A 26,078-nucleotide genomic window follows, 5' to 3' on the forward strand; every position below is an offset into this window, starting at 1 on the left:
CCGAACTCAGAAGTGAAACGCCGTAGCGCCGATGGTAGTGTGGGGTCTCCCCATGCGAGAGTAGGGAACTGCCAGGCATCCAACTGCGATAACCCTGACCTCACGGTCAGGGTTTTTTGCTTTTCAGACCAGAAAACAACGCGCTAAAAGATCTCTCCTTCAGCACGTCGGATCGCGTTACGCTCTGCCTAACCATTTGGCGATAAAGGCAGTAATCTCGTCGGGACGATTGAGATCCAGCAAGGGCACATCTGTGTCAAAGCGGCTATCGCTGGCGACAGCGATAACGTGCTCGTCCAGCAGCGGCAAATCCTCACCTTTTACGCCGGCGCGCCACAGAATAATTTTCGGCACCGGCTCATCTTTGAATCCTTCCACCAGCACCATATCCAGCAGCGTCGCATCCATACGACTGACCAGATAGCGCAAATCGAGCGTGACGTCCGGCGTCTCGCACATCAGCGCCCAGCGCTGCGAACTGGCGACAATAACCTGATCAGCACCCGCTTTTCGCAGCAGATAGCTGTCTTTTCCCGGCGTATCGATCTCCATCTGATGATGCGTATGCTTTATCAAGCCGGGCCGAATGCCTCGCGCTTTCAGCTGCGGGATCACCTGTTGCAAAAGCGTGGTTTTCCCGGTGCCGCTCCAGGCGGCGATAGCCAGTAACGGCAGCGTCATCGCGCGTTATCCTCGAGATCGTCAGGTGTATTCACATTGCGAAACGCGGCGTCATCCTGGCTTATCGTCACCGCATGGCCGCCCTGTTCGCGTAAAAACTGCATCAGGCGTCGCTCCCCGCGCTGCAAATAATCAGCAAGCGGCTCCGCAAGGCTGCGATGCAACAGCGCCAGCGCGGGATGATCGCGCTCGACCGAGCGCGCCCACACGGCAGGTGCCTGTGCTTTGCGTCGTTCTAGCTGCTCTACGTAATCAATGGGCACGAAGGGCGTGTCGCAGGAACAGAAGACCACCCATTCCGTTTGCGCGGCTTGCAGGCCGCTCAGCATGCCCGCCAGCGGTCCCGGATAGTCAGGCAAAGTATCAGAGATCACCCTACAGCCGCTCGACTGATAACGATCAAGGTTACGGTTGGCGCTTATCATGACAATGTCGACTTGCGGCCTGAGCCGTTGAAGAACATGCTGATAAAGCGGGATGCCGCGAAACAGCACCAGCCCTTTATCCTGACCGCCCATGCGACGCCCCTGTCCGCCGGCCAGAATAACGCCGGTTAATGCTGTCATGCCGATACTCCTGTTTAAAGGCTTATAACAAAGCTGTGATGAGGACAAATAGATGAAATACCATCGCCTGAATGAACTGCTTGAGCTACTGCGTCCTGCGTGGCAACAGGAGCCTGACCTTAACCTGACGCAGTTTTTACAAAAACTGGCGCAGGAATCGGGTTTCAGTGGCCCATTAAGTGAATTAACCGATGACGTATTGATTTACCATCTGAAAATGCGCAATGCCGATAAGTATGCGGAAATTCCCGGCCGACAAAAAGATTATGAAACGGATTTTAAAACTGCGCTGCTGCGCGCGCGCGGTGTGATTAAGGATGATAACTAATGCTATGCTTGGCGGCTTCGAGTAAAGACTGTAACGGATAATCCTATGGATGCCGCTTTTAATTTCCAGACGCTTGATCCTGACGCCATCCTCGATGCGCTATGGGAAACCGGACTTCGGGTTGAGTCTGGATTAACCGCGCTTAACAGCTATGAAAACCGCGTCTATCAGTTCAGTGATGAAGACCGGCATCGCTACGTGGTGAAGTTTTATCGCCCGCAGCGCTGGAGCGCGGCGCAAATTGAAGAAGAGCATAGCTTCACGCGCGATCTGCAGGCGGATGAGGTGCCGGTTGCCGCGCCTCTGATCCTGCAGGGAAAAACGCTGCATAGCCATGCTGGCTTCATGTTTACCGTGTTTCCCAGTCTTGGCGGTCGTCAGTATGAAACCGACAATGATGAGCATCTGGAGTGGGTGGGTCGCTTTCTCGGGCGCATACACCAGACCGGGCGCAAGCAGCGCTTTGAACACCGTCCCACCATGGATTTAGAGGAATATCTGCATCAGCCGCGCGCCGAACTGGCGAGCAATGCCCTGGTGCCCGCTTCCCTGAAGCCGGCGCTGTTGCAGGCCGTAGATAAGCTTGGCGTCGCCTTACAGCAGCGCTGGCATCACAGCTGGCAGCCGCTGCGTCTCCATGGCGATTGCCATCCGGGCAATATTCTGTGGCGCGACGGACCCTTCTTCGTCGATCTCGACGATGCGCGTAACGGGCCGGCGGTGCAGGATCTCTGGATGCTGATCAACGGCGATCGGCAGGAGCAGCGCATTCAGTGGGATATCCTGCTTGAGGCTTATACTGAGTTCAGCGATTTTGATATTAATGAATTGTCACTGATTGAGCCTTTACGCGCCATGCGCATGGTTTATTATCTGGCCTGGGTTGCGCGCCGCTGGCAGGATCCAGCCTTTCCCCGTGCGTTTCCATGGATGACGGATGAGGATTTCTGGCGCAGACAGATTTCGCAATTTACCGAGCAGGAGAAGCTGTTGCAGGAACCGCCGCTGCAGCTGACCCCGCAATTTTAAATAGAGAAGTCAGGAGAATTTTTCACAATGAAGAAAATTTGGTTTGCACTGGTTGGTTTAGTGCTGGCGTTCAGCGCTTCTGCTGCCCAGTTTACCGATGGTCAGCAATACGTCAGCCTGCCAAAACCCGTTGCTGGCGAACCGCAGGTGCTGGAGTTCTTCTCCTTCTTTTGTCCGCACTGCTATCAGTTCGAGCGCGTCTATCACATTGGCGAGGCCGTAAAAAAGAATCTGCCCGCTGATACCAAAGTGGTTAAATATCACGTCGACTTTTTGGGCGGCGATTTCGGTCCGGTTGTAACGCATGCATGGGCGGTGGCAATGGCGCTGGGCGTCGAGGATAAAGTCACGGCGCCGATCTTTGATGGCATTCAGAAAACCCAGACTATTACCGATGCCGACAGCCTGAAAGCCGCCTTTATTAACGCGGCAGGCATCTCTTCTCAGGAATATGACGCCGCCTGGAACAGCTTTGCCGTAAAAGCGCTGGTTGCGCAGCAGCAAAAAGCCGCTGCTGACGTTGATCTGCGCGGTGTGCCGGCAATGTTCATCAACGGCAAATATATGGTTAACAATGGCGGTCTCGACACCAGCTCCATGGATAACTTTGTCGCGGAATATGCCAACGTGGTGAAATTCCTGGTCAGCCAGAAATAAAAACGCGCATTACGTCTGAAAACGCCGACAGTGTCGGCGTTTTTTTATGATTGAAATTATTTAGCTAAATAGTCCATCTGCATCCTTTCCGATTTAATATCCACATAAGCCACTGCCTGTGCAGAAAGGCACACCCTGTCACGGTAATAACTTAAGTTGCTGATTTAGAGTGCTTTTACAAAACATGTCGGCATTTTATACCGTTAGCCGTAATACGTTATGATTTTTGCGCACAAAGTTATCCACAGAAAGATCCTTGCGATCCGTACCGTAAAAGCGCGAAAAAATCGCAGCATGGGCGGCCTGCGTTCAACATTCTGCTCAAGCTGTGGCATCCTTATAGTCCAATCCATGGCAACGAAGATTACACAGACTTATGGCGCAAATTGCAGAAAATCCCCTGATTCTGGTTGATGGCTCATCCTACCTTTACCGCGCTTATCATGCGTTTCCGCCGCTCACCAATAGCGCAGGCGAGCCTACCGGCGCGATGTATGGCGTGCTCAACATGTTGAAAAGTCTGCTGGCGCAATACAATCCAAGCCACGTTGCCGTGGTATTTGACGCCAAGGGCAAAACCTTCAGGGATGAGCTGTTCGAGCACTACAAATCGCATCGCCCGCCGATGCCGGACGATCTGCGCGCGCAAACCGCGCCGTTGCACGAGATGGTGAAGGCGATGGGCCTGCCGCTGCTGGCGGTAAGCGGCGTCGAGGCGGACGACGTGATCGGTACGCTGGCGTTGCAGGCGGAGAAAGAGGGTCGTCCCGTGCTGATCAGCACCGGCGATAAAGATATGGCGCAGCTGGTGACGCCCAATATCACTCTGATCAACACCATGACTAATACCATCCTCGGCCCTGAAGAAGTCGAGCAAAAGTATGGCGTGCCGCCAGCGCTGATTATCGACTTTCTGGCGATGATGGGCGACAGTTCGGATAACATTCCAGGCGTGCCGGGCGTGGGCGAAAAAACTGCGCAGGCGCTGCTGCAGGGATTAGGCGGCATGCGGTCGATTTATGAAAATCTGGATAAGGTCGCGGAGCTCTCTTTCCGCGGCGCGAAAACCATGGCGGCCAAGCTTGAGCAGAATCGCGACGTCGCCTTTCTCTCTTATCAGCTGGCCACCATTAAAACCGACGTTGAGCTTGAGCTCAGCTGCAGCGAACTGACGGTCGCCGAGCCGGACGTCGCCGCTCTGCAGGCGTTATTCAGCCGTTACGAATTCAAACGCTGGCTGGCCGATCTGCAGGACGGCAAATGGCTGCAGGGTAAAAAGAGCAATCTGAAAGCGCAGCAGGCGCTGCCGGATGAAGCGCCTGCTAAGCCAGAGGCGACCAGCGTGCTCGCCTCTGACGGTTACGTCACCATTCTCGATCAGGCGACGCTCGACGAATGGCTGGAGAAGCTGCAACAGAGCGATCTGTTTGCGTTCGATCTCGAAACTGACTCGCTTGATACGCTCAGCGCCAACATTGTTGGCATCGCGCTGGCCGTCGCGCCGGGCGAGGCCGCTTATCTGCCTGTAGGTCACGACTATCTCGATGCGCCGGATCAGCTTGATCGCCGCGAGGTGCTGGCGCAGCTCAAGCCAATTCTTGAAGATGACAATGCGCTAAAGGTAGGCCAGAACCTGAAGTACGACCGGGGCGTGCTGAAAAACTACGATATCGAACTGGGCGGTATTAAGTTCGATACCATGCTGGAGTCATACATCCTTAACAGCGTAGTGGGCAAACACGACATGGACAGCCTGTCGGCGCGCTGGCTGAATCATAAAACCGTGACTTTCGAAGAGATCGCCGGCAAAGGGAAAAATCAGCTGACGTTCAACCAAATCGCGCTAGAGCAGGCAGCGCACTATGCGGCGGAAGATGCAGACGTCACGCTTCAGCTGCACCTGAAAATGTGGGCGGAGCTGGAAAAAGAGGCGGGCCCGAAGCATGTCTTCGAAGAAATCGAAATGCCGCTGGTCACGGTGATCTCGCGCGTCGAGCGTAACGGCGTGCTGATCGATCAGGGCATTCTGGCGCAGCACTCCAAAGAACTGACGCTCAGGCTGGCGGAGCTGGAGCAGAAGGCGCATGAGCTGGCGGGCGAGCCTTTTAACCTGTCGTCTACCAAGCAGCTGCAGACCATCCTGTTTGAAAAACAAGGCATCAAACCGACCAAGAAAACGCCGGGCGGCGCGCCTTCTACCAGCGAAGAGGTGCTGGCGGAGCTGGCGCTCGATTATCCGCTGCCGAAAGTCATCCTGGAGCATCGCGGTCTGTCGAAGCTTAAGTCCACCTACACCGACAAACTGCCGCAGATGATCAATCCGCTCACTGGCCGCGTCCATACCTCCTATCACCAGGCGGTAACCGCGACAGGGCGCCTCTCCTCTACCGATCCTAATCTGCAGAATATTCCGGTGCGCAATGACGAGGGCCGCCGCATCCGTCAGGCGTTTATCGCCGGGAAAGGCAACCGCATCGTCGCGGCGGACTACTCGCAAATCGAGCTGCGCATCATGGCGCACCTGTCGCAGGATAAAGGCCTGCTGGACGCCTTCGCGCACGGCGAAGATATCCACCGCGCCACCGCGTCAGAAGTCTTCGGCGTCGCGCTGGATAAGGTGAGCGGCGAACAGCGCCGCAGCGCGAAGGCAATTAACTTCGGCCTGATTTACGGCATGAGCGCGTTTGGCCTGTCGCGTCAGCTCAACATCGGCGCGGGCGAAGCGAAGCGCTATATGGATCTCTACTTTGAACGCTATCCTGGCGTGCTGCGCTATATGGAAAACACGCGCCAGCTGGCGGCCAGCAAAGGCTATGTCGAAACCCTGGACGGACGTCGACTGTGGCTGCCGGACATCAACTCCAGCAACGCTATTCGCCGTAAAGCGGCTGAACGAGCGGCTATCAACGCGCCGATGCAGGGCACGGCGGCGGATATCATTAAGCGTGCAATGATTGCGGTAGACGACTGGCTGCAACAGCGCAACGACGGCGCGATCAGGATGATCATGCAGGTTCATGATGAACTGGTGTTCGAAGTACAGGGCGATGAGGTTGAGTCCGCCAGCCAGCAGATCCGCGCGCTAATGGAAGGCAGCATGAAGCTGGACGTGCCGCTGCAGGTTGAGGTCGGCGTCGGCGAAAACTGGGACGAGGCACACTGATTGAGATCGCTCAGGCTGGCGACGACGCTTTGTTGCCAGCCTGCTCAGGATATAAGAAAAAAGTCTGTTTAACCGATTCAGCGCGAGACAAAAGCACGCGGTTTCTAACTGCTTCTCGGTTAAGCATTTTTTTAGTAATTAAACTACAGTCAGAGGCGATTTTTGTGACGAACGCATGAAAAATCATGTCGTTTGATGAAAGCTAACTACAAAAAACCCTTTGTCCGTCAGAAAAAATCAGGTAAAGTTCGAGGCGTAGGGTACAGAGGTAAGATGTTCTATCTTTCAGACCTTTTACTTCACGTAATCGGATTTGGCTGAATATTAGCCGCCCCAGTCATTTTATGACTGGGGCGTTTTTTATTGGGCTTTTGCTAAATTTCGCAAGGCTGTTACGCCTCAGCGGAGTCATCCTGCGCAGGCGCCAGTTCGTTAAACCAGACGTCCAGTTTTTGACGCAGCTTGTCGACGCCCATCTTTTTCAGGGAGGAGAACATCTCCACCTGCACATCGCCCATAAAGGCCAGCGCCGCTTCGCGCACCATATTGAGCTGCGCTTTGCGCGCGCCGGAAGCGAGTTTATCCGCCTTAGTCAGCAGTACCATCACCGGAATCCCGCTCTCTACCGCCCACTGAATCATCTGCTGGTCGAGATCTTTTAACGGATGACGAATATCCATCAATACCACCAGGCCTTTCAGCGCTTCGCGCTTTTGCAGATATTCGCCCAGCGCGCGCTGCCATTTGCGCTTCATCTCTTCCGGCACTTCGGCATAGCCGTAGCCGGGCAAATCCACCAGGCGTTTGCCTTCAGTGACCTCAAACAGGTTGATCAGCTGCGTGCGTCCAGGCGTTTTACTGGTGCGCGCCAGACTTTTTTGATTGGTCAGCGTATTCAGCGCGCTGGATTTACCCGCGTTGGAACGCCCGGCGAAGGCGACCTCAATACCGGTATCGGCTGGCAGATGGCGGATATCCGGGGCGCTGAGGATGAAATGGGTAACGTGATAATTCAGTGCAGACAAAGTTTAACTCCAGAGACGAATGCGGGCATTGGCGCTGATTATACGCGTTATGGCGCAAAAGTGCCCGAGAGCATCGATCGACCGGCTTTTGTAAGATATCAGCCATAAAAGCTGCCAGCGATTACTGTTTTTACTAAAAAATTTGAAAATTTAAAACCTTTATAATCATGTGCTTGAAGGCTGATGGGCGTTTAAAGGCGCAAAAAAGCCTGATGTCAGGTTGTGGGTTCCGCAGGTTGGTCTACATTATTGGGCAGTGCAGGGCTGCACCCATCAGGATGATGTGCTCAGGAGCGTCGGGACGACCGCGAGCAAAGGAGAGGAGACGGTCAGGGATAACAGGCCGGACAAGGACATGGATTCGCTCAGGAGTTGGGCAGGCGCGGGATCGACCGGGACGTTGCGAGCCAAAAGGGATTAAAAATATGATTCCTTCTGCGGAAGGTGCGAAATAAGGCGACAGCATAGGCTGTCGCCTTTTTTCTTTGTCCGCTTTCTGCTAGATTTCGCCGCAATTCTGTCCCCTCTGTTGTCAGACGAGCTTGAGAAGAAGATACGTACGTTAAGGTGCGCATCGCCGACAAAAAAGCAGCGACAGGAGTGAGAGGGTTATACTGATACTGATTAAAAACAGTGAGACCTGACATCATGAAGCAACCTGTACGCGGCGCGCACGCTAAACCGGCAAGTAAAACAAAGCGCAAATCGCGCGAAGAACTTAACGAGGCCGCACGCGATCGCAAGCGTGATAAAAAGCATCGCGGCAACGCATCCGGCAGCCGCGCCAATCCTGCCGTCAGCGCAGGGAAGGCTGGCCAGGGCAATAAAGCCAAAGATCCGCGCATCGGCAGTAAAAAACCGATCCCGCTGGTGGCGGATGGCGCAACAGCCAGCGCGCCGGTAAAAAAAGCGGCGAAGCCCGTCGCGAAAAAAGTGCGTCTTAGCCCGGAAGAGGAGCTGGCGCAGCTGGAAAACAGCGAGCGTCTCGACGCGCTGCTGGATCGCATGGAAAACGGCGACACGCTGTCGGCTGAAGAGCAGGCCTGGCTGGATGAAACCCTGGACCGCATCGATGAACTGATGGAGCAGCTCGGCATCGACATGGATGATGAAGCGGAAGACGAGCAGGCCGAAGAAGATATGTATCGCCTGCTGAAAGGCAACTGAGTTTTTTGATCGGCATGCGCTCCGGCGCATGCCGCGCCAGACAGGTAAATCGTTATGTTTTGGCCTGGATCAATTTTAGCGCTGCTGCTGTCGTGTTATCTCATCTGGTTATTGGCTAAACTACGCCGCCTGTCGCGTCTGAAGTCACGTTTACGTCGGGTTCAGTCCCGCCCACCTTTCCTCTCTTCTGCATCGCGACCTTCTCTCAGACGTCACCGGAAGGAGTAAGCATGTCTTTGCAACCTGTCTCCTGGGACCAGCGGCTTATTGAAAAATACAATTACGCCGGTCCGCGCTATACCTCATACCCTACTGCGCTTGAATTCAGCGACAGCTACGGCGAGGCGGATTTTCTGCGTGCCGTGGCGCGCTATCCGGAGCGCCCGCTGTCGCTCTACGTTCATATCCCGTTCTGCCATAAGCTCTGCTATTTCTGCGGCTGCAATAAGGTCGTGACGCGTCAGCTGCATAAAGCTGACCGCTATCTGGACGCGCTGGCGCAGGAGATCCGCCAGCGCGCGCCGCTGTTCCGCGACCGGCGCGTCACGCAGCTGCACTGGGGCGGCGGCACGCCGACCTTCCTTAATCATGACCAGCTTTCACGGCTGGTGGCATTGCTGAGGGATCACTTCAGCCTGGCGGACGATCTGGAGATGTCGATCGAGGTCGATCCGCGCGAAATCGATCCCGATACTATTTCGCACCTGCGCCAGCTCGGCTTTAACCGGCTGAGCATGGGCGTGCAGGATTTCAATAAAGCGGTGCAGGAACGCGTAAATCGCGTTCAGGACGAAGAGGCGATTTTTGCGCTGATGGCGCGAGCGCGCGAGCAGGGCTTTCACTCTACCAGCATCGATCTTATCTACGGCTTGCCGCTGCAAACGCCGGAGAGCTTTGCGTATACCCTGCAGCGCGTGATTGCGCTTAATCCGGACCGTATGAGCGTGTTCAACTATGCGCATCTGCCGGCGCTGTTTGCGGCGCAGCGTAAAATCAAAGAGCAGGAGCTGCCGTCGGCGCAACAGAAGCTGCAAATCCTGCAGCAGACCATCGCGACGCTGACGCAGCAGGGCTATGACTTTATCGGCATGGATCACTTTGCGAAGCCGCAGGACGAGCTGGCGCAGGCGCAGCGCGCCGGATTGCTGCATCGCAACTTCCAGGGCTATACCACTCAGGGCGACAGCGATCTGCTGGGGCTCGGCGTGTCCGCCATCAGCATGGCTGGCGACAGCTACGCGCAGAACGAGAAAGAGCTGAATCGCTGGTACGATGCGGTAGCAACGCGCGGCGAGGCGCTGTGGCGCGGCGTAGCGCTTACCGCGGACGACTGCCTGCGGCGCGACGTCATCAAGCAGCTGATTTGCAACTTCTCGCTCGATTTCCGCGCCATTGAAGCACAGCACGCGATTCGCTTCTGCAACTATTTCGCCGAGGATTTAGCGCTGTTGCAGCCGCTGATCGACGATGGGCTGGTGGAGCGGCGCGCTGGCGGTTTGCAGGTCACCGGCGCAGGCCGTTTGCTGATCCGCAACATCTGCATGTGCTTTGACGTTTATCTGCGCCAGAAGGCGCGCCAGCAGCAGTTTTCGCGCGTGATTTAAGGCGAAAACGCGCTGGCGCGGAGTTTAGTTAAACAGGTTGACCATGATAGCGCACAGCACGGTCGCGAAGGCAGCCTGCGGCGAGTGGCCGAAGGCGCTGCCGATAACGGCGACATTGTGCGAAATCATGTGAAGAAAGGAATCTAACATCGTTCATCTCCCGATAGCCGCCCGTATGATACTGAACGGCATCGGCATGTAAAGCGGGACAAGGCGACGCTTTGTGTAAAAAGCCGCCTTGCCCCTCGCTCGTTACTCCATGCCCAGCTCTTTCAGCTTGCGCGTGAGGGTATTACGTCCCCAGCCCAGCAATCTTGCCGCTTCCTGCTTGTGTCCCTGCGTATGACGCAGGGCGGTGGTCAGCAGGGTGCGCTCCATCTCCGGCTGCGCTTCGGAGAGCAGGTTTTGATGACCGGAACGCAGCGCGCGGTCGGCCCACTGCGCCAGCAGGGTCGCCCAGCTGTCCGGCAGCGACTGCACCGGACTTTCCGGCGTGCTGGACTCGAACAGCTCAGGAGGCAGATCCTGAATCAGCACCTCCTGACCGGCCGCCATCACCGTCAGCCAGCGGCAGGTGTTCTCCAGCTGGCGCACGTTGCCGGACCAGTGCAGACGCGTCAGCGCCGCTTCGGTTTCTGGATGAAGGATTTTCGCCTCGACGCCCAGCTCGCGGGCCGCCACCTGCAGGAAATAGCGCGCCAGGCGAGGAATGTCCTCACGGCGCTCGCGCAGCGGCGGCAGATGCACGCGGATCACGTTCAGGCGGTGGAACAGGTCCTCGCGGAACTTGCCTTCCTGCACCCGCAGCTCAAGATTCTGGTGCGTAGCCGCAATTATGCGCACGTCGACTTTGACCGGCGCATAGCCGCCGACGCGGTAGAACTGCCCGTCGGCCAGCACGCGCAGCAGGCGCGTCTGCACGTCGAGCGGCATATCGCCGATCTCATCCAGAAACAGCGTGCCGCCGTCCGCCTGCTCGAAACGGCCCTGACGAATCTGATTCGCGCCGGTAAACGCCCCTTTTTCATGACCGAACAGCTCTGACTCGATCAAATCTTTCGGGATAGCCGCCATATTGAGGGCGATAAAAGGCGCTTTGGCGCGCGGGCTGTGACGATGCAGCGCATGCGCGACCAGCTCTTTCCCGGTTCCCGATTCGCCATTGATCAGCACGCTGATCGACGAGCGCGACAAGCGGCCGATAATGCGGAACACATCCTGCATCGCCGGCGCTTCGCCGATGATATCGGTGGTGGGGCCGCTGACAGGCTGATTGCGCGGCTGCTGCTGCTCCTGATAGTGACTAATGGCGCGCTCGACCAGCGCTACCGCCTCATCAATATCGAAGGGTTTCGGCAGATAGTCGAACGCCCCTTGCTGATAAGCGCTGACGGCGGCGTCGAGGTCGGAGTGCGCCGTCATAATGATGACCGGCAGCATCGGATGACGCTGTTTGATTTGTTTCAGCAGCGCCAGCCCATCCATGCCCGGCATGCGAATATCTGACAGTAAAACGTCTGGGGTTTTGCTTGAGAGCGCGTCCAGCACCTCATTGCCGCTGTCGAAAGTGGCGCAGCTTAACCCGGCTCCAGTAAGCGCGCGTTCAAGCACCCAGCGGATGGAGCTATCGTCATCGACGATCCAGACTATCCCTCGTTGCATAGAAACCTCACTGGCGAATAGGCAGATAAACCGAAAATTCGGTGTGTCCAGGCCAACTGTTGAACTCAATTTTTCCTGAATGCTGATCAATCAGGCTACGGGCGATAGAGAGACCCAGGCCGGTGCCGCCTTCGCGCCCGCTCACCATCGGATAGAACAGCGTATCCTGCAGCTGCGCCGGAATGCCCGGGCCGTCATCCTCAACGTCGATGCGCGCCACAAGGCGGTAGCGCGTGCCGTGCAGGGTAAGCTGGAAGGCGGTGCGGGTGCGTAGAATAATGGTGCCGCCCTCGTCGCCTAGCGCCTGCAGCGCGTTGCGCACCACGTTCAGCAACACCTGCTCAATCTGATCGGGATCGTGCGGCAGCTCCGGCAGACTGGGATCGTAATCGCGCACCAGCGCGACATTCTCCGGCAGCTCCATCGACACCAGATTCACCACCCGTTCCGCAACCTGGTGAATGCTCTGCGTGATATGCATGCCAGGCTGCTGCGGACCGAGCAGACGATCCACCAGGTTACGCAGGCGGTCCGCCTGCTCGATAATGACTTTGGTATATTCGTTCAGCGACGGATCGGGCAGCGCGCGCGACAGCAGCTGCGCTGCGCCGCGAAGTCCGCCCAGCGGATTTTTAATTTCGTGTGCGAGTCCTCGCACCAGATCGCGCGCCGCCACCTGCTGCGCATGCTGAAGCTGCTCCTGGCTGAGACGGCGCTGGTTATCCATCGGCGCCATCTCCAGCAGAATAAAGCCGTCCGGCAGCCGTTGCGCCGTTAGCGCCATTACGTGCGCGCGACCGTCGACCACCAGCGTCACTTCGCTGTCGGTAAAACCCTGGCCAGCCTCCAGACTCTCGCGCATCACCTCGATATTCAGCGAAAAGTAGCCGGTCAGATCGGGCAGCGGGGTGCCGAACAATTTGCGTGAGCTTTGCGCCAGTAACTGCTGCGCCGCCGGGTTGGCGTAATGGATGACCAGATCGTCGTCCACCAGCAGAATACTGTTTATCAGGGAGTTGAGAATTTGCCCCGCGTCGGGCAGGGAGCCAGTTGCCATACAGCGTTCCTCTGCACTAATTTAGTGCATTATACTCTTCCGCGTCTGTTTCCAGACGGCTGAACGATGATTTCGCGGCGAAAAAAGCCCATCCGGAGATGGGCTAAAGTTTCCACGGCAACAAAAATCTTCTGCGCCTTGCGCGTCGCCGCTGCGTTAGCAGCCTCGGGATCTATCCTGTTGCCGCCTGAGGCGGCAACGCGACCGGTGCAGAATAAAGATTAAACGCTGTAGTAAAGCTCGAACTCGACCGGGTGCGGCGTCATGCGGATACGGTCGTTTTCGACTTTACGCAGTTCGATGTAGGCGTCGATGGCGTCGTCGGTGAACACACCGCCGCGGGTCAGGAACTCGCGATCTTCGTTCAGTGCGTTCAGCGCTTCTTCCAGCGAACCAGCAACTTTTGGAATCTCCGCTTCTTCTTCCGGCGGCAGATCGTAAAGGTTCTTGTCCATGGCATCGCCCGGGTGGATCTTATTGATCACGCCGTCCAGGCCAGCCATCAGCAGCGCGGTGAACGCCAGGTACGGGTTAGCGGCCGGATCCGGGAAGCGCGCTTCGATACGGCGCGCTTTCGGGCTGGCGACGACTGGAATACGGATAGAGGCAGAGCGGTTACGGGCAGAGTAAGCCAGCATAACCGGCGCTTCGTAACCAGGCACCAGACGCTTGTAGGAGTTAGTGGTCGGGTTCGCCAGAGCGTTGATCGCTTTCGCGTGCTTGATGATGCCGCCGATGTAGAACAGCGCGGTTTCAGACAGGCCGCCGTATTTGTCGCCTGCGAACAGGTTCACGCCGCCTTTAGAGAGAGACATATGGCAGTGCATACCTGAACCGTTGTCGCCGAACATCGGCTTCGGCATAAAGGTCGCGGTTTTGCCGTAGGCGTGCGCGACGTTGTGCACCACATATTTGTAGATCTGAATTTCGTCCGCTTTCTTGGTCATGGTGTTGAAGCGGGTCGCCACTTCGTTCTGACCAGCGGTCGCCACTTCGTGGTGGTGCGCTTCAACCACTAGGCCCATCTGCTCCATGGTCAGACACATGGCAGAGCGGATATCCTGCGCGGAGTCGACCGGCGGAACCGGGAAATAACCGCCTTTCAGGCCCGGACGGTGGCCTTTGTTGCCGCCTTCGTACTCTTTGCCGGTGTTCCAGGCCGCTTCGATATCGTCGATAGCGACGTGCGAACCGGAAGTTGACGAGCCGAAACGGATGTCGTCGAACAGGAAGAATTCCGGCTCCGGTCCAAACAGCACGGTGTCGGCGATGCCGGACGCGCGCAGATACTCTTCAGCGCGTTTGGCGATAGAACGCGGGTCGCGATCGTAGCCCTGCATGGTGCCTGGCTCGAGGATGTCACAACGAATGATCAGCGTCGGGTCTTCGAAGAACGGATCCAGAACGGCGGTGGTCGCGTCCGGCATCAGCACCATGTCTGATTCGTTAATGCCTTTCCAGCCGCCGATAGAGGAGCCGTCAAACATTTTGCCTTCTTCGAAGAAGTCAGCGTTAACCTGGTGAGCAGGGATAGTAACGTGCTGTTCTTTACCTTTGGTATCGGTAAAACGCAGGTCAACAAACTTAACTTCGTGCTCGTTCATCATCGAGAGAACGTGTTCAGCGGACATACTCAACTCTCCTGGAAATGGTCATTGTCATCGTGGTGAGTGGCTGCGTCGTCTGAAACATGAAGTGTCTGACCGCCATTCCCAACCAACCGATCTCGGCAAGCTCTGCAACCGTCGTGCAACTGCTGTTTTCGCTTGAAAGAGATAAAGCGAATTCTGTGCCAACTTTCTTTTTTGCAGCTAAATCACGCCTGCGCGCACTCTTTTGTTGCCAGCGTGCTGCACCAGACTGGCGAATTTGCACCAAAACTGTGCTTTGCCGCCTTTTGATAGCACCAAAATGGTGCGAACCTCCAACTTAGTGCATTAAGTGCACCGCATCCAGCGCAAATTTCCGCCAGTGCAATAAACTTCAGGTGAAAAGTGTGATCGTGTTCAGTATCCCGCTTAATCCGTGTACAATAGCGCGCTATTTCTAATGCCTGAGGCAAAGTTGTGATCGAAAATTTGCGTAACATCGCCATCATCGCGCACGTAGACCATGGTAAGACCACCCTGGTTGATAAGCTGCTGCAACAGTCCGGTACCTTTGACGCGCGTACCGAAGCGACTGAGCGTGTGATGGACTCCAACGATTTGGAGAAAGAGCGTGGAATTACCATCCTCGCTAAAAACACCGCTATCAAATGGAATGACTACCGTATCAACATCGTTGATACCCCAGGACACGCCGACTTTGGCGGTGAGGTAGAGCGCGTCATGTCCATGGTTGATTCGGTGCTGCTGGTTGTAGATGCGATGGATGGCCCTATGCCGCAAACTCGCTTCGTGACCAAAAAAGCCTTTGCCCATGGTTTGAAGCCGATCGTTGTAATCAACAAGATTGACCGTCCGGGCGCGCGTCCTGACTGGGTTGTTGACCAGGTATTCGACCTGTTCGTCAACCTGGACGCGACCGACGAGCAGCTTGATTTCCCGATCATTTACGCATCTGCGCTGCAGGGCATCGCCGGTCTGGATCACACCGACATGGCTGAAGATATGACCCCGCTGTACCAGGCGATCGTCGAGCACGTTTCTCCGCCGCAGGTGGAAGTTGACGCGCCGCTGCAGATGCAGATCTCGCAGCTGGACTACAACAACTACCTGGGCGTAATCGGCATCGGCCGCATCAAGCGCGGTAAAGTTAAGCCAAACCAGCAGGTGACCGTTGTCGACAGCGAAGGCAAAACGCGCAACGGTAAAGTCGGTAAAGTGCTGGGCCACCTGGGCCTGGAGCGTATCGACACCGACCTGGCGGAAGCGGGCGACATCATCGCGATCACCGGCCTGGGCGAGCTGAACATCTCCGATACCATCTGCGATCCGCAGAATGTAGAGGCGCTGCCAGCGCTGAGCGTCGACGAACCGACCGTAACCATGTTCTTCAACGTCAACACCTCGCCGTTCTGCGGTCAGGAAGGCAAGTATGTGACTTCGCGTCAGATCCTTGAGCGCCTGAACAAAGAGCTGGTACACAACGTTGCGCTGCGCGTAGAAGAAACAGAAGATGCGGACGCGTTCCGCGTATCCGGCCGTGGCGAACTGCACCTGTCGGTGCTGATCGAAAACATGCGTCGCGAAGGCTTCGAACTGGCGGTTTCCCGTCCGAAAGTTATCTTCCGTGAAATCGACGGCCGTAAACAAGAGCCGTTCGAGAACGTCACGCTGGATATCGAAGAGAACAATCAGGGCGCGGTTATGCAAGCCATGGGCGAGCGTAAAGGCGATCTGAAAAACATGGATCCGGATGGCAAAGGCCGCGTACGTCTTGACTACGTTATTCCGAGCCGTGGTCTGATCGGCTTCCGTAACGAATTCATGACCATGACTTCAGGTACCGGTCTGCTCTATTCCACCTTCAGCCACTACGACGACATTCGTCCGGGCGAAGTGGGCCAGCGTCAGAACGGCGTGCTGATCTCCAACGGCCAGGGCAAAGCGGTTGCCTTCGCCCTGTTCGGTCTGCAGGATCGCGGCAAGCTGTTCCTGGGCCACGGCGCGGAAGTCTATGAAGGCCAGATCATCGGTATTCACAGCCGCTCCAACGACCTGACCGTTAACTGCCTGACCGGTAAGAAGCTGACCAACATGCGTGCTTCCGGTACGGATGAAGCGACTACGCTGGTGCCGCCGGTGAAGATGACCCTTGAGCAGGCCATCGAATTCATCGATGACGACGAGCTGGTTGAAGTTACGCCGCAGTCGGTCCGTATCCGTAAACGTCACCTGACCGAAAACGACCGCAAACGCGCGTCGCGCGGTCCGAAAGAGTAAGACGTTTCGCTCTGATAAAAAGCCCCGCTCGTCGGGGCTTTTTTTATTCCTGCCGCCTTTCTGACACGCGTTGTCCCCCGCAACGGCGCCGCCCGCCGCCCGCGCGCGCTAAGCCCGCATGCGCAAGCTTCCATAACGGATTTTCTCCTGCCTGTTACCTGTTCAGCCCCTGGTTTTGCCGCTAGAGTGAATGATCCAGGGAACCAGAGGAGTAACGACATGTTGTACATTTTTGATTTAGGCAATGTGATTGTTGATATCGATTTCAATCGCGTGCTGGGCGTCTGGAGTGACCTCGGCCGCGTACCGCTGGCGCTGCTGCAAAGCCGCTTCCAGATGGATGAGGCGTTTGAGCAGCACGAGCGCGGCGAGATCAGCGACGAACATTTCGCCGCGGAGCTGTGCGAGCGGCTCGACATTGCGCTGAGCTACGAGCAGTTCGTGGCGGGCTGGCAGGCGGTATTTATGGGCGCGCGCGCCGATACGCTGGCGCTGATGAACCAGCTCCGCGCCGACGGACATCGCGTGGTGATCCTCTCCAACACCAACAAGCTGCACACCGAATTCTGGCCGACGCAGTATCCGGAAGTGCGCGCTGCAGCGGACGCCATCTATCTGTCGCAGGAGCTGGGAATGCGCAAGCCTGAAGCGCGCATCTTTGAGCACGTGCTGCAGCAAGAGGGCTATCGGGCCGATCAGGCGATCTTCTTTGACGATAACGCGGACAATATCGCAGGCGCGGAGGCGCTGGGCATCAGAAGCGTACTGGTCACCGACAGCAAAACCGTGCCGACCTGGCTGGCAAGCCATCGCTGAATGATGACGTCGCGCCCTTTTATTTCGACCTGCCACGCGCTCTGGCTGTGGCTCAGGCTGCTGTGGAAACGCATCGACGAAGACAACATGACGACGCAGGCCGGCAATCTGGCCTTTGTCTCGCTGCTGGCGCTGGTGCCGCTGATCGCCGTGGTGTTCGCGCTTTTCTCCGCGTTTCCGGTCTTTTCTGAAGTCAGCGTTCAGCTGAAAAATTTTATCTTCGCCAATTTTGTGCCGGCGACCGGCAACGTGGTGGAGCGCTATCTCGATCAGTTTGTGGCCAACGTGCACCGTATGACGGCGCTGGGCGCGATAGGACTGATTGTTACCGCGCTGCTGCTGATGCATTCGGTCGATACCGCGCTTAACACCATCTGGCGCAGTCGTAAGAAGCGTCCGCTGGTTTACTCTTTCGCCGTCTACTGGATGATCCTGACGCTGGGGCCGCTGCTGGCCGGCGCCAGCCTGGCAATCAGCTCCTACCTGCTCTCGCTGCGCTGGATAAGCGCCAGCGGGGTGTACGGCGTTATCGATCAGGTACTGAGGGTCTTTCCCTTGCTGCTCTCCTGGCTCGCGTTCTGGCTGCTTTACAGCATTGTGCCGACGCGCAGCGTGCCGTCGCGCGACGCCTTAATCGGCGCGCTGGTGGCGGGCGCGCTGTTCGAGCTGGGTAAAAAGGGCTTTGCTCTCTATGTTACGATGTTTCCTTCATACCAGCTGATTTATGGCGTGCTGGCGGTTATTCCAATTCTGTTTCTCTGGGTCTATTGGACCTGGTGTATTGTGTTGTTGGGCGCGGAAATTACCGTGACGCTGGGCGATTATCGCCAGCTAAAACAACAGGAAGGCGAAAAAGAACGAGAGGTTGCATGATTGCGTTGATTCAACGAGTACTCAGCGCCAGCGTCAGCGTGGATCGCGCGGTGGTAGGCGAAATCGGTCCTGGCCTGCTGGTGCTGTTAGGCGTAGAAAAAGAGGACGATGAGAAGCGCGCCGAGCGGCTGGCGGAAAAAGTGCTGGGCTATCGCATTTTCGGCGACGAGCAGGGAAAGATGAACCTTAACGTCCAGCAGGCGGGCGGCAGCGTGCTGGTGGTGTCGCAGTTTACGCTGGCGGCGGATACGCAAAAAGGCATGCGCCCCTCTTTCTCCGGCGGCGCGGCACCCGCCGAGGCGAATCGCCTGTATGAATATTTTAGCGACTGCTGTCGTCGCCGGGGTGTAACTACCGCCAACGGACGCTTCGCCGCCGATATGCAGGTCGCGCTGGTCAACGATGGTCCTGTCACCTTCTGGTTGCAGGTGTGAGTCTGGCAGCCGAGCGGCACGGGATCGGCCACGCAAGCTCTGAACGAGAGAACCACTTTATGTATCATCTTCGGGTACCGCAAACTGCGGAAGAACTGGATATGTACTACCAGTTCCGCTGGGAAATGCTACGCAAGCCACTGCGCCAGCCGCAGGGCTCGGAGCGGGACGGCTGGGACGCGCTGGCGCATCATCAGATGGTAGTGGACGAGCACGGCCAGCCGGTGGCCGCCGGACGTCTCTATATCAATGCCGACAACGAAGCGTCGATTCGCTTCCTCGCCGTGCATCCGTCGGTGCAAGGGAAAGGGCTGGGCACGCTGGTGGCGATGACGCTGGAATCGGTGGCGCGGCAGGAAGGCGTTAAGCGCGTGACCTGCGCCGCGCGCGAAGATGCGGTCGAGTTCTTCGCCAAGCTGGGCTACCTCAATCAGGGAGAGATCACCGCGCCGCAGACCACACCGGTGCGCCACTTCCTGATGATTAAACCGGTGGTGACGCTGGACGATATTCTGCATCGCGCCGACTGGTGCGGTCAGCTACAGCAGGCCTGGTACGACAATATTCCGCTCAGCGAGAAGATGGGCGTGCGCATTTTGCAGTTCACCGGGCAGAAATTTATTACCACCATGCCGGAAACCGGCAACCAGAACCCGCACCATACCCTGTTTGCTGGCAGCCTCTTCTCGCTGGCGACCCTGACCGGCTGGGGATTAATCTGGCTGCTGCTGCGCGAGCGCCATCTTGGCGGCACCATCATCCTGGCGGACGCCCATATTCGCTACAGCAAGCCGATTGCCGGCCGTCCGGGCGCGATTGCCGATATCGGCTCGATGAGCGGCGATCTGGATCGCCTGGCACGCGGCCGCAAAGCGCGCGTGCGCCTTGAAGTCGAGCTGTACGGCAATGAGGAGCCGGGCGCGGTGTTTGAAGGGGTCTATATCGTACTGCCCGCCGATCCCGACGAGCCGTTAGAAGAGGGCGGTTCCGGCGCGCGTATCAACTAAAGCACCAGGGCCGATGATGCGGCCCTGATGCTCTCTTTATCTTACTTCGCCCGCCTGCATCTGCTGCTGAACCTGCTGCGTATCGGTGCGCAGTGAGAGCGAGCCGTTGGCCGAGGATTTCAGCGGCGCGTCCGCCTTGAGCGAGGCGTTGAGCTCAAGCTGGAAATTGCTCGGGCCACTCGCTGGCAGCGCAGGCCAGCCCCAGTTTTGCAGTATCCCTGCGGGCACCGCCTGGCCTTTCAGCGTCAGCGCCACTGGCCGATCCGGCTGCTGGCCGACGCCGCCCGATCCTTCCAGCAGTCCATTGCCGCTAAAGGCGCTCATCTCCGTGACCTGAATCTGCCGATCGTCGGCGATAAGAGACAGCGATGGATGGCGCAGATCGACGCGGTTAAAGGTCGCTTCGGCGGCGTTGAGACTCAGCTTGCCTGACCAGATCCCCCACTGATGCTGACGCGCCAGCAGCAGGTTTTCGCCACTGCCCTCCAGCGAGGTCATCTGAAACGGAAACGCCGGATTGATATCGATGATCAGGTTGCGATTAGAGGTGAAACGTCGCACCTCCAGCGAATCGAGCCAGGTCGGCAGCGCCGCCAGCCAGCGATCGCGCCAGGCTTCCGGCAGCGTATATTCCAGTCCTGCGACCGCCAGATTATTCAGCGTCAGACGCTTGTCGCTGCGGCTCCAGCTGCCGTCGGCGCGGATCACGCCGTTGGCCCAGCGCGAGCTGAACTGGGTCAACGCAATGCCCTGCGGCGACAGGTCGAGATTGAGGATCGGATCGTTTAGCTCGAAGCGTCCGTTGATAAAGTTGCTGGCGTTTAGCGAGAGTGAACCGTCGTCGCTGCGCCAGTCGTCGCCCTGCCAGGTAAGATTTTTCAGCGTCAGGTCGAGATCGGTGACCGCCCAGTCCGGGCCCTGAAGGCGCGCGTCGGTCATATCCAGACGGTTAATAGTGACGGAAGGCAGCGCCTGAATCGGTCGCAGAAAGTCCGCCAGGCTCTGGGCGGTTTGCAGGCGAATATCGTTGAGGCGAAGCTGACGGATCAGCCAGTTGCCCTGTGCGTCGCGCTCGGCGCTGCCGGTCATCGAACCGCGCGCCAGATCGGCGCCGACGTTGCTGAACAACATGCGGCCCTGGGATACGCTGCCCTGAATCAGGACGTTAGCGCCTGACACCTTGTTCAGCGTCAGGTCGCCAGCGCTCATCTGAAACTGCGCGTCGCTGCCCAGCATGCTCTTCGTCGTGGGTCTCCACGGCATAACGCCGCCGTTTACCTGCTGAGCCTCAAGCGGCAGCGGCGTGTCTGGACTGTCGATACGCATATTGTTCAGCTGCAGGCGTCCCGCCTGGAAAGGCAGGGCGTCGCCGGGCGTCAGGTTCGCCAGATTCACCACGCCGTCGCGCAGCTCGATGCTGCCGAAGTTCAGCGGATCGCTGAACTGCAGCAGCGCGAATCCGAGATCGACGCGCTTCGCCACTACTGCGGCCGGCTGGCCGTCATGACCAAAGGTGAAGTTGTCGAGAATGATGTGCGAAGGCGAGGAGAAGTTATGCTCTATCTTGCTGAGGGAGAGATGCCAGGCGGTTTTATCGCTCACGTAGCGGCTGAACCAGCCCGCGCCCCATTGCGTCTGCAGCAGAACGTAGATTACCACCAGGCTCAGCACCAACAGCAACAGTACCGTAAGAAAAAATTTTCCAAGAAATTTCATTGTATCCATCCCGCCATCTTTCCGGTCAGTGCTTGTTATGCCTGAATTACCGTTGTAGCTCAACAGCCTGGATGTAAATACGAATAAATAGCAGAGGCGGGCCGCAGCCCGCCGGAGAGGTTACTTTTCCTGCGGGAAGATCAGGTTCAGCACGATGGCGGTGATGCCGCCGGCGGCGATGCCGGATGAGAGCAGGGTCTTCAGCCAGTCTGGCGCGAACTGCAGGATCAGCGGCTGCTGCGATACGCCCAGCCCGACCGCCAGCGACAGGGCGATAATCATAATCGCGCGGCGGTTGAGCGGCTCGCGCGACACGATGCGCACGCCGGAGGCGGCGATGGTGCCAAACATGACAATGGTCGCGCCGCCCAGCACCGGTTCCGGAATATGCTGTACAAATCCGCTCACTGCCGGAAACAGACCCAGCACGATCAGCATCAACGCCACCACGAAGCCGACGTAGCGACTGGCGACGCCGGTCAGCTGGATCACGCCGTTGTTCTGCCCGAAGCAGGAATTAGGGAAGGTATTGAACAGCGCGGAGACAAAGGAGTTCAGCCCGTTCGCCAGCACGCCGCCTTTCAGGCGCTGCATATAGAGCGGACCGCTAACCGGCTGCTCTGAAACGTCCGAGGTCGCGGTAATATCGCCGATCGTCTCCAGCGAGGTGACCATAAACACCAGCATCAGCGGGATCAGCAGGTTCCAGTCAAAGCCCAGCCCATAATAGAGCGGCGTCGGTACCGCGACCAGCGGCTGGCTGGTCGGCGCGGCGGTTTGCGGCAGCATATCCATCAGCCAGGCGGCGAGATAGCCGACCGCCATGGCGATAACCAGCGACGCGACGCGCAAATAAGGATTACGCTGACGGTTGAGCACGATAATCACCGCCAGCACCACGCCCGCCAGCAGCAGATTTTTCGGCGCGCCGAAGCTGTGATCGTTCATTGCGGCAAAGCCGCCGCCAATAGAGGTCAGCCCGACCTGAATCAGCGACAGGCCGATAATCATCACCACGATGCCGGAGACCAGCGGGGTGATAATGCGGCGCGCCAGGTGCAGAACGCGCGACAGCACCATCTCGGTACAGGAGGCCACCATCAGCGTGCCGAACAGCGCCGCCATCATGGTCGGCACGTCGGCGCCGCCGTTTTTCAGCGCCATACCGCCCATAATCAGCGGCGTTACAAAATTGAAGCTGGTGCCCTGAATCGACAGCAGGCCCGAGCCGACCGGACCCCAGGTTTTAATCTGCAGCACCGAGGCCACGCCGGAGGCGAACAGCGACATGCTGATAATGTGCTGCGTATCCTGCGCAGGCAGGCCCAGCGCCTGACAAATCAGCAGCGCGGGCGTGATGACCGCCACGAACATCGCCAGCAGATGCTGACCGGCGGCAAACAGCGTTTGCGGCAGCGGCGGACGATCTTCAAGACGGTAAATCAGTTCGCTCTGGCGCGGCGTCGTCGATTTTTGGAGTGTGGCGTCTGGTTGATTAACGGACATAAAGTGGCTTCCCAATCTGTGAAGAGGGGGATTTTAAACCGCTGCTGGCTGAAAGCAATCGTTTGCCAGCCTTTATCTTATGCGCGCCCGGGCGCAAGCGCTGTCAGATCAGAAAGGAGAGGGAATTAGACGTTGGTATAGCGCGCGGTTTCCGGCAGCCAGCGCTCGATCAGCGCCTTCGCCTGTTCAGGATAGTGCTGGTGAATATGGCGCGCCACGCGTTGTACTTCCGGCACCATCGCCTGATCGCGCAGCAGATCCGCTACCTTAAACTCGGCGTTGCCGGTCTGGCGCGTGCCCAGCAGCTCGCCGGGACCGCGAATCTCCAGATCGTGCTGGGCGATGACGAAGCCGTCGTTGCTGTCGCGCAGCACCTGCAAACGACGCTGCGCGGTTTTGCTCAGAGGCGCTTTGTAGAGCAGTACGCAGTGCGACGCCACCGCGCCGCGGCCAACGCGTCCGCGCAGCTGATGCAGCTGCGCCAGCCCCAGGCGTTCCGGGTTTTCGATAATCATCAAACTGGCGTTAGGCACGTCGACCCCGACCTCAATTACCGTGGTCGCCACCAGCAGCTGCATTTCATTGGCCTTGAAGGCCGCCATCACCGCCTGCTTCTCCGCAGGCTTCATGCGGCCGTGCACCAGACCGATATTCAGGTCGGGCAGCGCGACTTTCAGGGCTTCCCAGCTTGCTTCCGCCGCCTGCGCTTCCAGCAGATCGGACTCTTCGATCAGCGTGCAGACCCAGTAAGCCTGGCGGCCGTCCTGGCAGGCGTGCCGCACGCGTTCGATGATGTCGTCGCGGCGGCTGTCAGGGATGGCGACGGTGGTAACCGGCGTACGGCCAGGCGGCAGCTCGTCAATGGTTGAGGTGTCGAGATCGGCGTAGGCGGTCATCGCCAGCGTGCGTGGAATCGGCGTCGCGGTCATAATCAGCTGATGTGGATGGAAGCCCTGCTCTTCGCCTTTCTCCCACAGCGCCAGCCGCTGATGCACGCCGAAACGATGCTGCTCGTCGATAATCACCAGCGCCAGACCGTTGAACTGCACCTGCTCCTGGAACAGCGCATGCGTGCCGACCACCATCGCCACCTGTCCGCTGGCGATCGCCTCTTGTTGCGCCTGCCGCGCTTTGCCTTTCTGCTTGCCGGCCAGCCAGCCGACTTCGATGCCCAGCGGCGCGAACCAGCTGCGGAAGTTGTTCGCGTGCTGCTCTGCCAGCAGCTCGGTGGGCGCCATCAGCGCCACCTGCTTGCCGTGCGCGATCACGTCGAGCGCCGCCAGCGCCGCGACCAGGGTTTTACCGGATCCGACGTCACCCTGCACCAGACGCATCATCGGGAAATCTTTGGCCAGATCGCGCTCAATCTCCTGCACCACGCGTTTTTGCGCGTTAGTCGGGGAGAAGGGCAGCGCCGCCAGCAGTTTGTCGCTCAGCGTATGGCGCGGCGCCATCGGCAGCGCGTAATAGCGCTGCGCGCCAGCGCGTACCGCCAGCATGCTGAGGTTGTGCGCCAGCAGCTCTTCAAGGATCAGGCGACGCTGCGCCGGATGGCGGCCGTGCTCCAGCTCGCTCAGGCGCAGGTCCGGCGGCGGGCGATGCAGCGTGCGCAGCGCCTCCGGCAGACTAATTAATCCCTGCGCCAGCTCCTGCGGCAGCAGTTCGGCGATCGGCACGCTCTCCAGCAGCGTCAACGCCTGATCGGTCAGGCTGCGCAGCGTAGCCTGACGAATACCTTCGGTAGTGGGATAGACCGGCGTCAGGGTCTCTTCCAGCGTAACCGGGCTCTGCTCGCCCTGAACGCGATACTCGGGGTGAATCATTTCCGCGCCGCGCTGGCCGCGCTTGATCTCGCCATAGGCGGTCACGCGACGACCCGGCGCCAGGCTGTTCTTCATTCCGGCATTGAAGTTGAAGAAGCGCATGGTGAGCACGCCGCTGCCGTCGCTGATCTGACACACCAGCATGCGGCGTCGGCCAAAAGAAACATCGGACTGCAGCACTTCGCCCTCTACCGTCGCCCAGATGCCGGGCAGCAGATCGTTAATGGCGTAGAGCTGAGTGCGGTCTTCGTAGCGTAGCGGGAGGTGGAGCAGCAGATCCTGAATGGTATGCAGGCCGAGCTTAGCCAGCTTCGCCGCCTGACTGGCGCCGACGCCGGTCAGGGTACTGAGCGGAATGGCATCCAGCAGGCGGCCTTTCATTTCTTTTTCCCTGTGGCCTGCATGCTGGCCCACCAGTCGGCGTCAGCTTCCACTTCGCCCTGGGCGTTGATATGCGGATAGGGCAGACCTTTCTGCTTCGCTACGCGCGCCAGCACCGGATAGCCGCCTTCGAACAGCAGGCGCTGCTGCTCCTCTTCGTCCAGCAGGCTGTGCCGACGCTGATAGAGTCCGGCGTTCTGCCGCTGGCGCTGCGCTTCGTAGAGGATCAGCGCGGAGGCCACGGAAACGTTCAGCGACTGTACCATGCCCACCATGGGAATAATGATGTCGCAATCGGCCAGCGCCAGCGCCTCGGCGGTGATGCCGGTTTTTTCCTGACCCATCAGAATGCAGGTCGGGCGGGTGTAATCTATTTCGCGAAAATCGACCGCTCTGGCCGACAGGTTGGTCGCCAGCACCTGCATGCCGCGATCTTTGAGATGGGTAACCGCCTGGGCGATATTGCGATGGGTTTTGACCTTCACCCAGCTGTTGCTACCGGCGGAAGCGGAGACCATGGTGCGCATGCGTTCACTGGGCCAGACGGCGTGCACTTCGTGAATGCCCACCGCATCCGCCGTGCGGATCACCGCCGATACGTTGTGCGGTTTGTGCACCTGTTCCATGCAGACGGTGAGGTCGTGCTGGCGAAGCGCCAGCATCTCCTGAATACGAGCGAAGCGTTGGGCGTTCATG

Annotated in this window: 23 protein-coding genes; 11 read left to right on the plus strand and 12 right to left on the minus strand. The window is 58.2% G+C overall.

Features of this window, described 5'->3' with window-relative positions; all coding sequences use genetic code 11:
* Positions 1-177: 177 nt before the first annotated feature.
* Positions 178-681, minus strand: coding sequence for a molybdopterin-guanine dinucleotide biosynthesis protein MobB (gene mobB, locus JS46_RS18460; protein ID WP_033754208.1), 504 nt, complete (start codon positions 679-681; stop codon positions 178-180).
* Positions 678-1,247, minus strand: coding sequence for a molybdenum cofactor guanylyltransferase MobA (gene mobA, locus JS46_RS18465; RefSeq protein ID WP_033754211.1), 570 nt, complete (start codon positions 1,245-1,247; stop codon positions 678-680). The genes mobB and mobA overlap by 4 nt, the downstream gene beginning before the upstream one ends.
* 52 nt (positions 1,248-1,299) lie before the next feature.
* Between mobA and JS46_RS18470 the strand changes: the two genes are divergently transcribed.
* From JS46_RS18470 to polA, 4 genes are all read left to right on the plus strand, one after another.
* Positions 1,300-1,575: a DUF1040 family protein gene (locus tag JS46_RS18470; RefSeq protein WP_033754214.1), complete on the plus strand. Its 276-nt coding sequence runs from the start codon at positions 1,300-1,302 to the stop codon at positions 1,573-1,575.
* A gap of 45 nt (positions 1,576-1,620) precedes the next feature.
* Positions 1,621-2,604 (plus strand): serine/threonine protein kinase, encoded by a 984-nt coding sequence (locus tag JS46_RS18475; RefSeq protein ID WP_033754217.1) that lies wholly within the window; start codon positions 1,621-1,623, stop codon positions 2,602-2,604.
* A 27-nt stretch (positions 2,605-2,631) separates the two neighbouring features.
* Positions 2,632-3,261 carry a thiol:disulfide interchange protein DsbA gene (gene dsbA / locus JS46_RS18480; RefSeq protein ID WP_033754221.1) on the plus strand — a complete coding sequence of 210 codons (630 nt, stop codon included), beginning with the start codon at positions 2,632-2,634 and terminating at the stop codon, positions 3,259-3,261.
* A 376-nt stretch (positions 3,262-3,637) separates the two neighbouring features.
* The gene (gene polA / locus JS46_RS18485) at positions 3,638-6,424 is read left to right on the plus strand and encodes a DNA polymerase I (RefSeq protein ID WP_033754223.1); all 2,787 of its coding nucleotides are present in this window, start codon (positions 3,638-3,640) and stop codon (positions 6,422-6,424) included.
* Positions 6,425-6,816: 392 nt separating this feature from the next.
* On the opposite strand, the gene yihA is transcribed toward polA, so the two are convergent.
* Entirely contained in the window at positions 6,817-7,449 is a 633-nt protein-coding gene (gene yihA, locus JS46_RS18490; RefSeq protein ID WP_033754226.1) for a ribosome biogenesis GTP-binding protein YihA/YsxC, read from the minus strand.
* Positions 7,450-8,097: 648 nt separating this feature from the next.
* Between yihA and yihI the strand changes: the two genes are divergently transcribed.
* Positions 8,098-8,616 (plus strand): Der GTPase-activating protein YihI, encoded by a 519-nt coding sequence (gene yihI, locus JS46_RS18495; RefSeq protein WP_033754229.1) that lies wholly within the window; start codon positions 8,098-8,100, stop codon positions 8,614-8,616.
* Between the two features lie 230 nt (positions 8,617-8,846).
* A complete protein-coding gene (gene hemN, locus JS46_RS18500) occupies positions 8,847-10,220 on the plus strand; it encodes an oxygen-independent coproporphyrinogen III oxidase (RefSeq protein ID WP_033754232.1) in 1,374 nt (457 codons plus the stop codon).
* 24 nt (positions 10,221-10,244) lie between these two features.
* On the opposite strand, the gene JS46_RS24250 is transcribed toward hemN, so the two are convergent.
* The 5 genes from JS46_RS24250 to JS46_RS24255 form a co-directional block, all read right to left on the minus strand.
* Entirely contained in the window at positions 10,245-10,370 is a 126-nt protein-coding gene (locus tag JS46_RS24250; RefSeq protein ID WP_147632217.1) for a YshB family small membrane protein, read from the minus strand.
* Between the two features lie 102 nt (positions 10,371-10,472).
* Complete coding sequence (gene glnG / locus JS46_RS18505) at positions 10,473-11,882, minus strand: nitrogen regulation protein NR(I) (RefSeq protein ID WP_033754235.1); 1,410 nt, start codon at positions 11,880-11,882, stop codon at positions 10,473-10,475.
* A gap of 7 nt (positions 11,883-11,889) precedes the next feature.
* A complete protein-coding gene (glnL, locus tag JS46_RS18510) occupies positions 11,890-12,939 on the minus strand; it encodes a nitrogen regulation protein NR(II) (protein ID WP_033754238.1) in 1,050 nt (349 codons plus the stop codon).
* Positions 12,940-13,160: 221 nt separating this feature from the next.
* The gene (gene glnA, locus JS46_RS18515; RefSeq protein WP_033754241.1) at positions 13,161-14,570 is read right to left on the minus strand and encodes a glutamate--ammonia ligase; all 1,410 of its coding nucleotides are present in this window, start codon (positions 14,568-14,570) and stop codon (positions 13,161-13,163) included.
* The gene (locus JS46_RS24255) at positions 14,560-14,814 is read right to left on the minus strand and encodes a hypothetical protein (RefSeq protein WP_152560716.1); all 255 of its coding nucleotides are present in this window, start codon (positions 14,812-14,814) and stop codon (positions 14,560-14,562) included. Before JS46_RS24255 ends, glnA begins: the two co-directional genes overlap by 11 nt.
* A 191-nt stretch (positions 14,815-15,005) precedes the next feature.
* On the opposite strand from JS46_RS24255, the gene typA reads away from it, so the two are divergent.
* The 5 genes from typA (at position 15,006) to fabY (ending at position 19,956) form a co-directional block, all read left to right on the plus strand.
* The gene (gene typA / locus JS46_RS18520) at positions 15,006-16,826 is read left to right on the plus strand and encodes a ribosome-dependent GTPase TypA (protein WP_033754244.1); all 1,821 of its coding nucleotides are present in this window, start codon (positions 15,006-15,008) and stop codon (positions 16,824-16,826) included.
* Positions 16,827-17,045: 219 nt separating this feature from the next.
* Positions 17,046-17,642 (plus strand): glucose-1-phosphatase, encoded by a 597-nt coding sequence (yihX, locus tag JS46_RS18525; protein ID WP_033754247.1) that lies wholly within the window; start codon positions 17,046-17,048, stop codon positions 17,640-17,642.
* Between the two features lie 3 nt (positions 17,643-17,645).
* Positions 17,646-18,515 carry a virulence factor BrkB family protein gene (locus JS46_RS18530; RefSeq protein WP_096073853.1) on the plus strand — a complete coding sequence of 290 codons (870 nt, stop codon included), beginning with the start codon at positions 17,646-17,648 and terminating at the stop codon, positions 18,513-18,515.
* Entirely contained in the window at positions 18,512-18,949 is a 438-nt protein-coding gene (gene dtd, locus JS46_RS18535; RefSeq protein ID WP_033754251.1) for a D-aminoacyl-tRNA deacylase, read from the plus strand. Before JS46_RS18530 ends, dtd begins: the two co-directional genes overlap by 4 nt.
* Before the next feature lie 59 nt (positions 18,950-19,008).
* The gene (fabY, locus tag JS46_RS18540; protein ID WP_033754253.1) at positions 19,009-19,956 is read left to right on the plus strand and encodes a fatty acid biosynthesis protein FabY; all 948 of its coding nucleotides are present in this window, start codon (positions 19,009-19,011) and stop codon (positions 19,954-19,956) included.
* Positions 19,957-19,992: 36 nt separating this feature from the next.
* On the opposite strand, the gene JS46_RS18545 is transcribed toward fabY, so the two are convergent.
* The 4 genes from JS46_RS18545 to trmH form a co-directional block, all read right to left on the minus strand.
* On the minus strand, positions 19,993-21,672 hold the full coding sequence (locus tag JS46_RS18545) for an AsmA family protein (RefSeq protein ID WP_033754255.1): 1,680 nt from the start codon (positions 21,670-21,672) through the stop codon (positions 19,993-19,995).
* Between the two features lie 120 nt (positions 21,673-21,792).
* Positions 21,793-23,178: an NCS2 family protein gene (locus JS46_RS18550; protein ID WP_033754257.1), complete on the minus strand. Its 1,386-nt coding sequence runs from the start codon at positions 23,176-23,178 to the stop codon at positions 21,793-21,795.
* A gap of 125 nt (positions 23,179-23,303) precedes the next feature.
* On the minus strand, positions 23,304-25,382 hold the full coding sequence (gene recG, locus JS46_RS18555) for an ATP-dependent DNA helicase RecG (protein WP_033754260.1): 2,079 nt from the start codon (positions 25,380-25,382) through the stop codon (positions 23,304-23,306).
* Positions 25,379-26,077 (minus strand): tRNA (guanosine(18)-2'-O)-methyltransferase TrmH, encoded by a 699-nt coding sequence (gene trmH, locus JS46_RS18560; RefSeq protein WP_033754263.1) that lies wholly within the window; start codon positions 26,075-26,077, stop codon positions 25,379-25,381. The genes recG and trmH overlap by 4 nt, the downstream gene beginning before the upstream one ends.
* Between the last annotated feature and the right edge of the window lies 1 nt (position 26,078).

The sequence above is a fragment of the Pantoea sp. NGS-ED-1003 genome, from assembly GCF_000738765.1.
Lineage (GTDB): Bacteria > Pseudomonadota > Gammaproteobacteria > Enterobacterales > Enterobacteriaceae > Pantoea > Pantoea septica.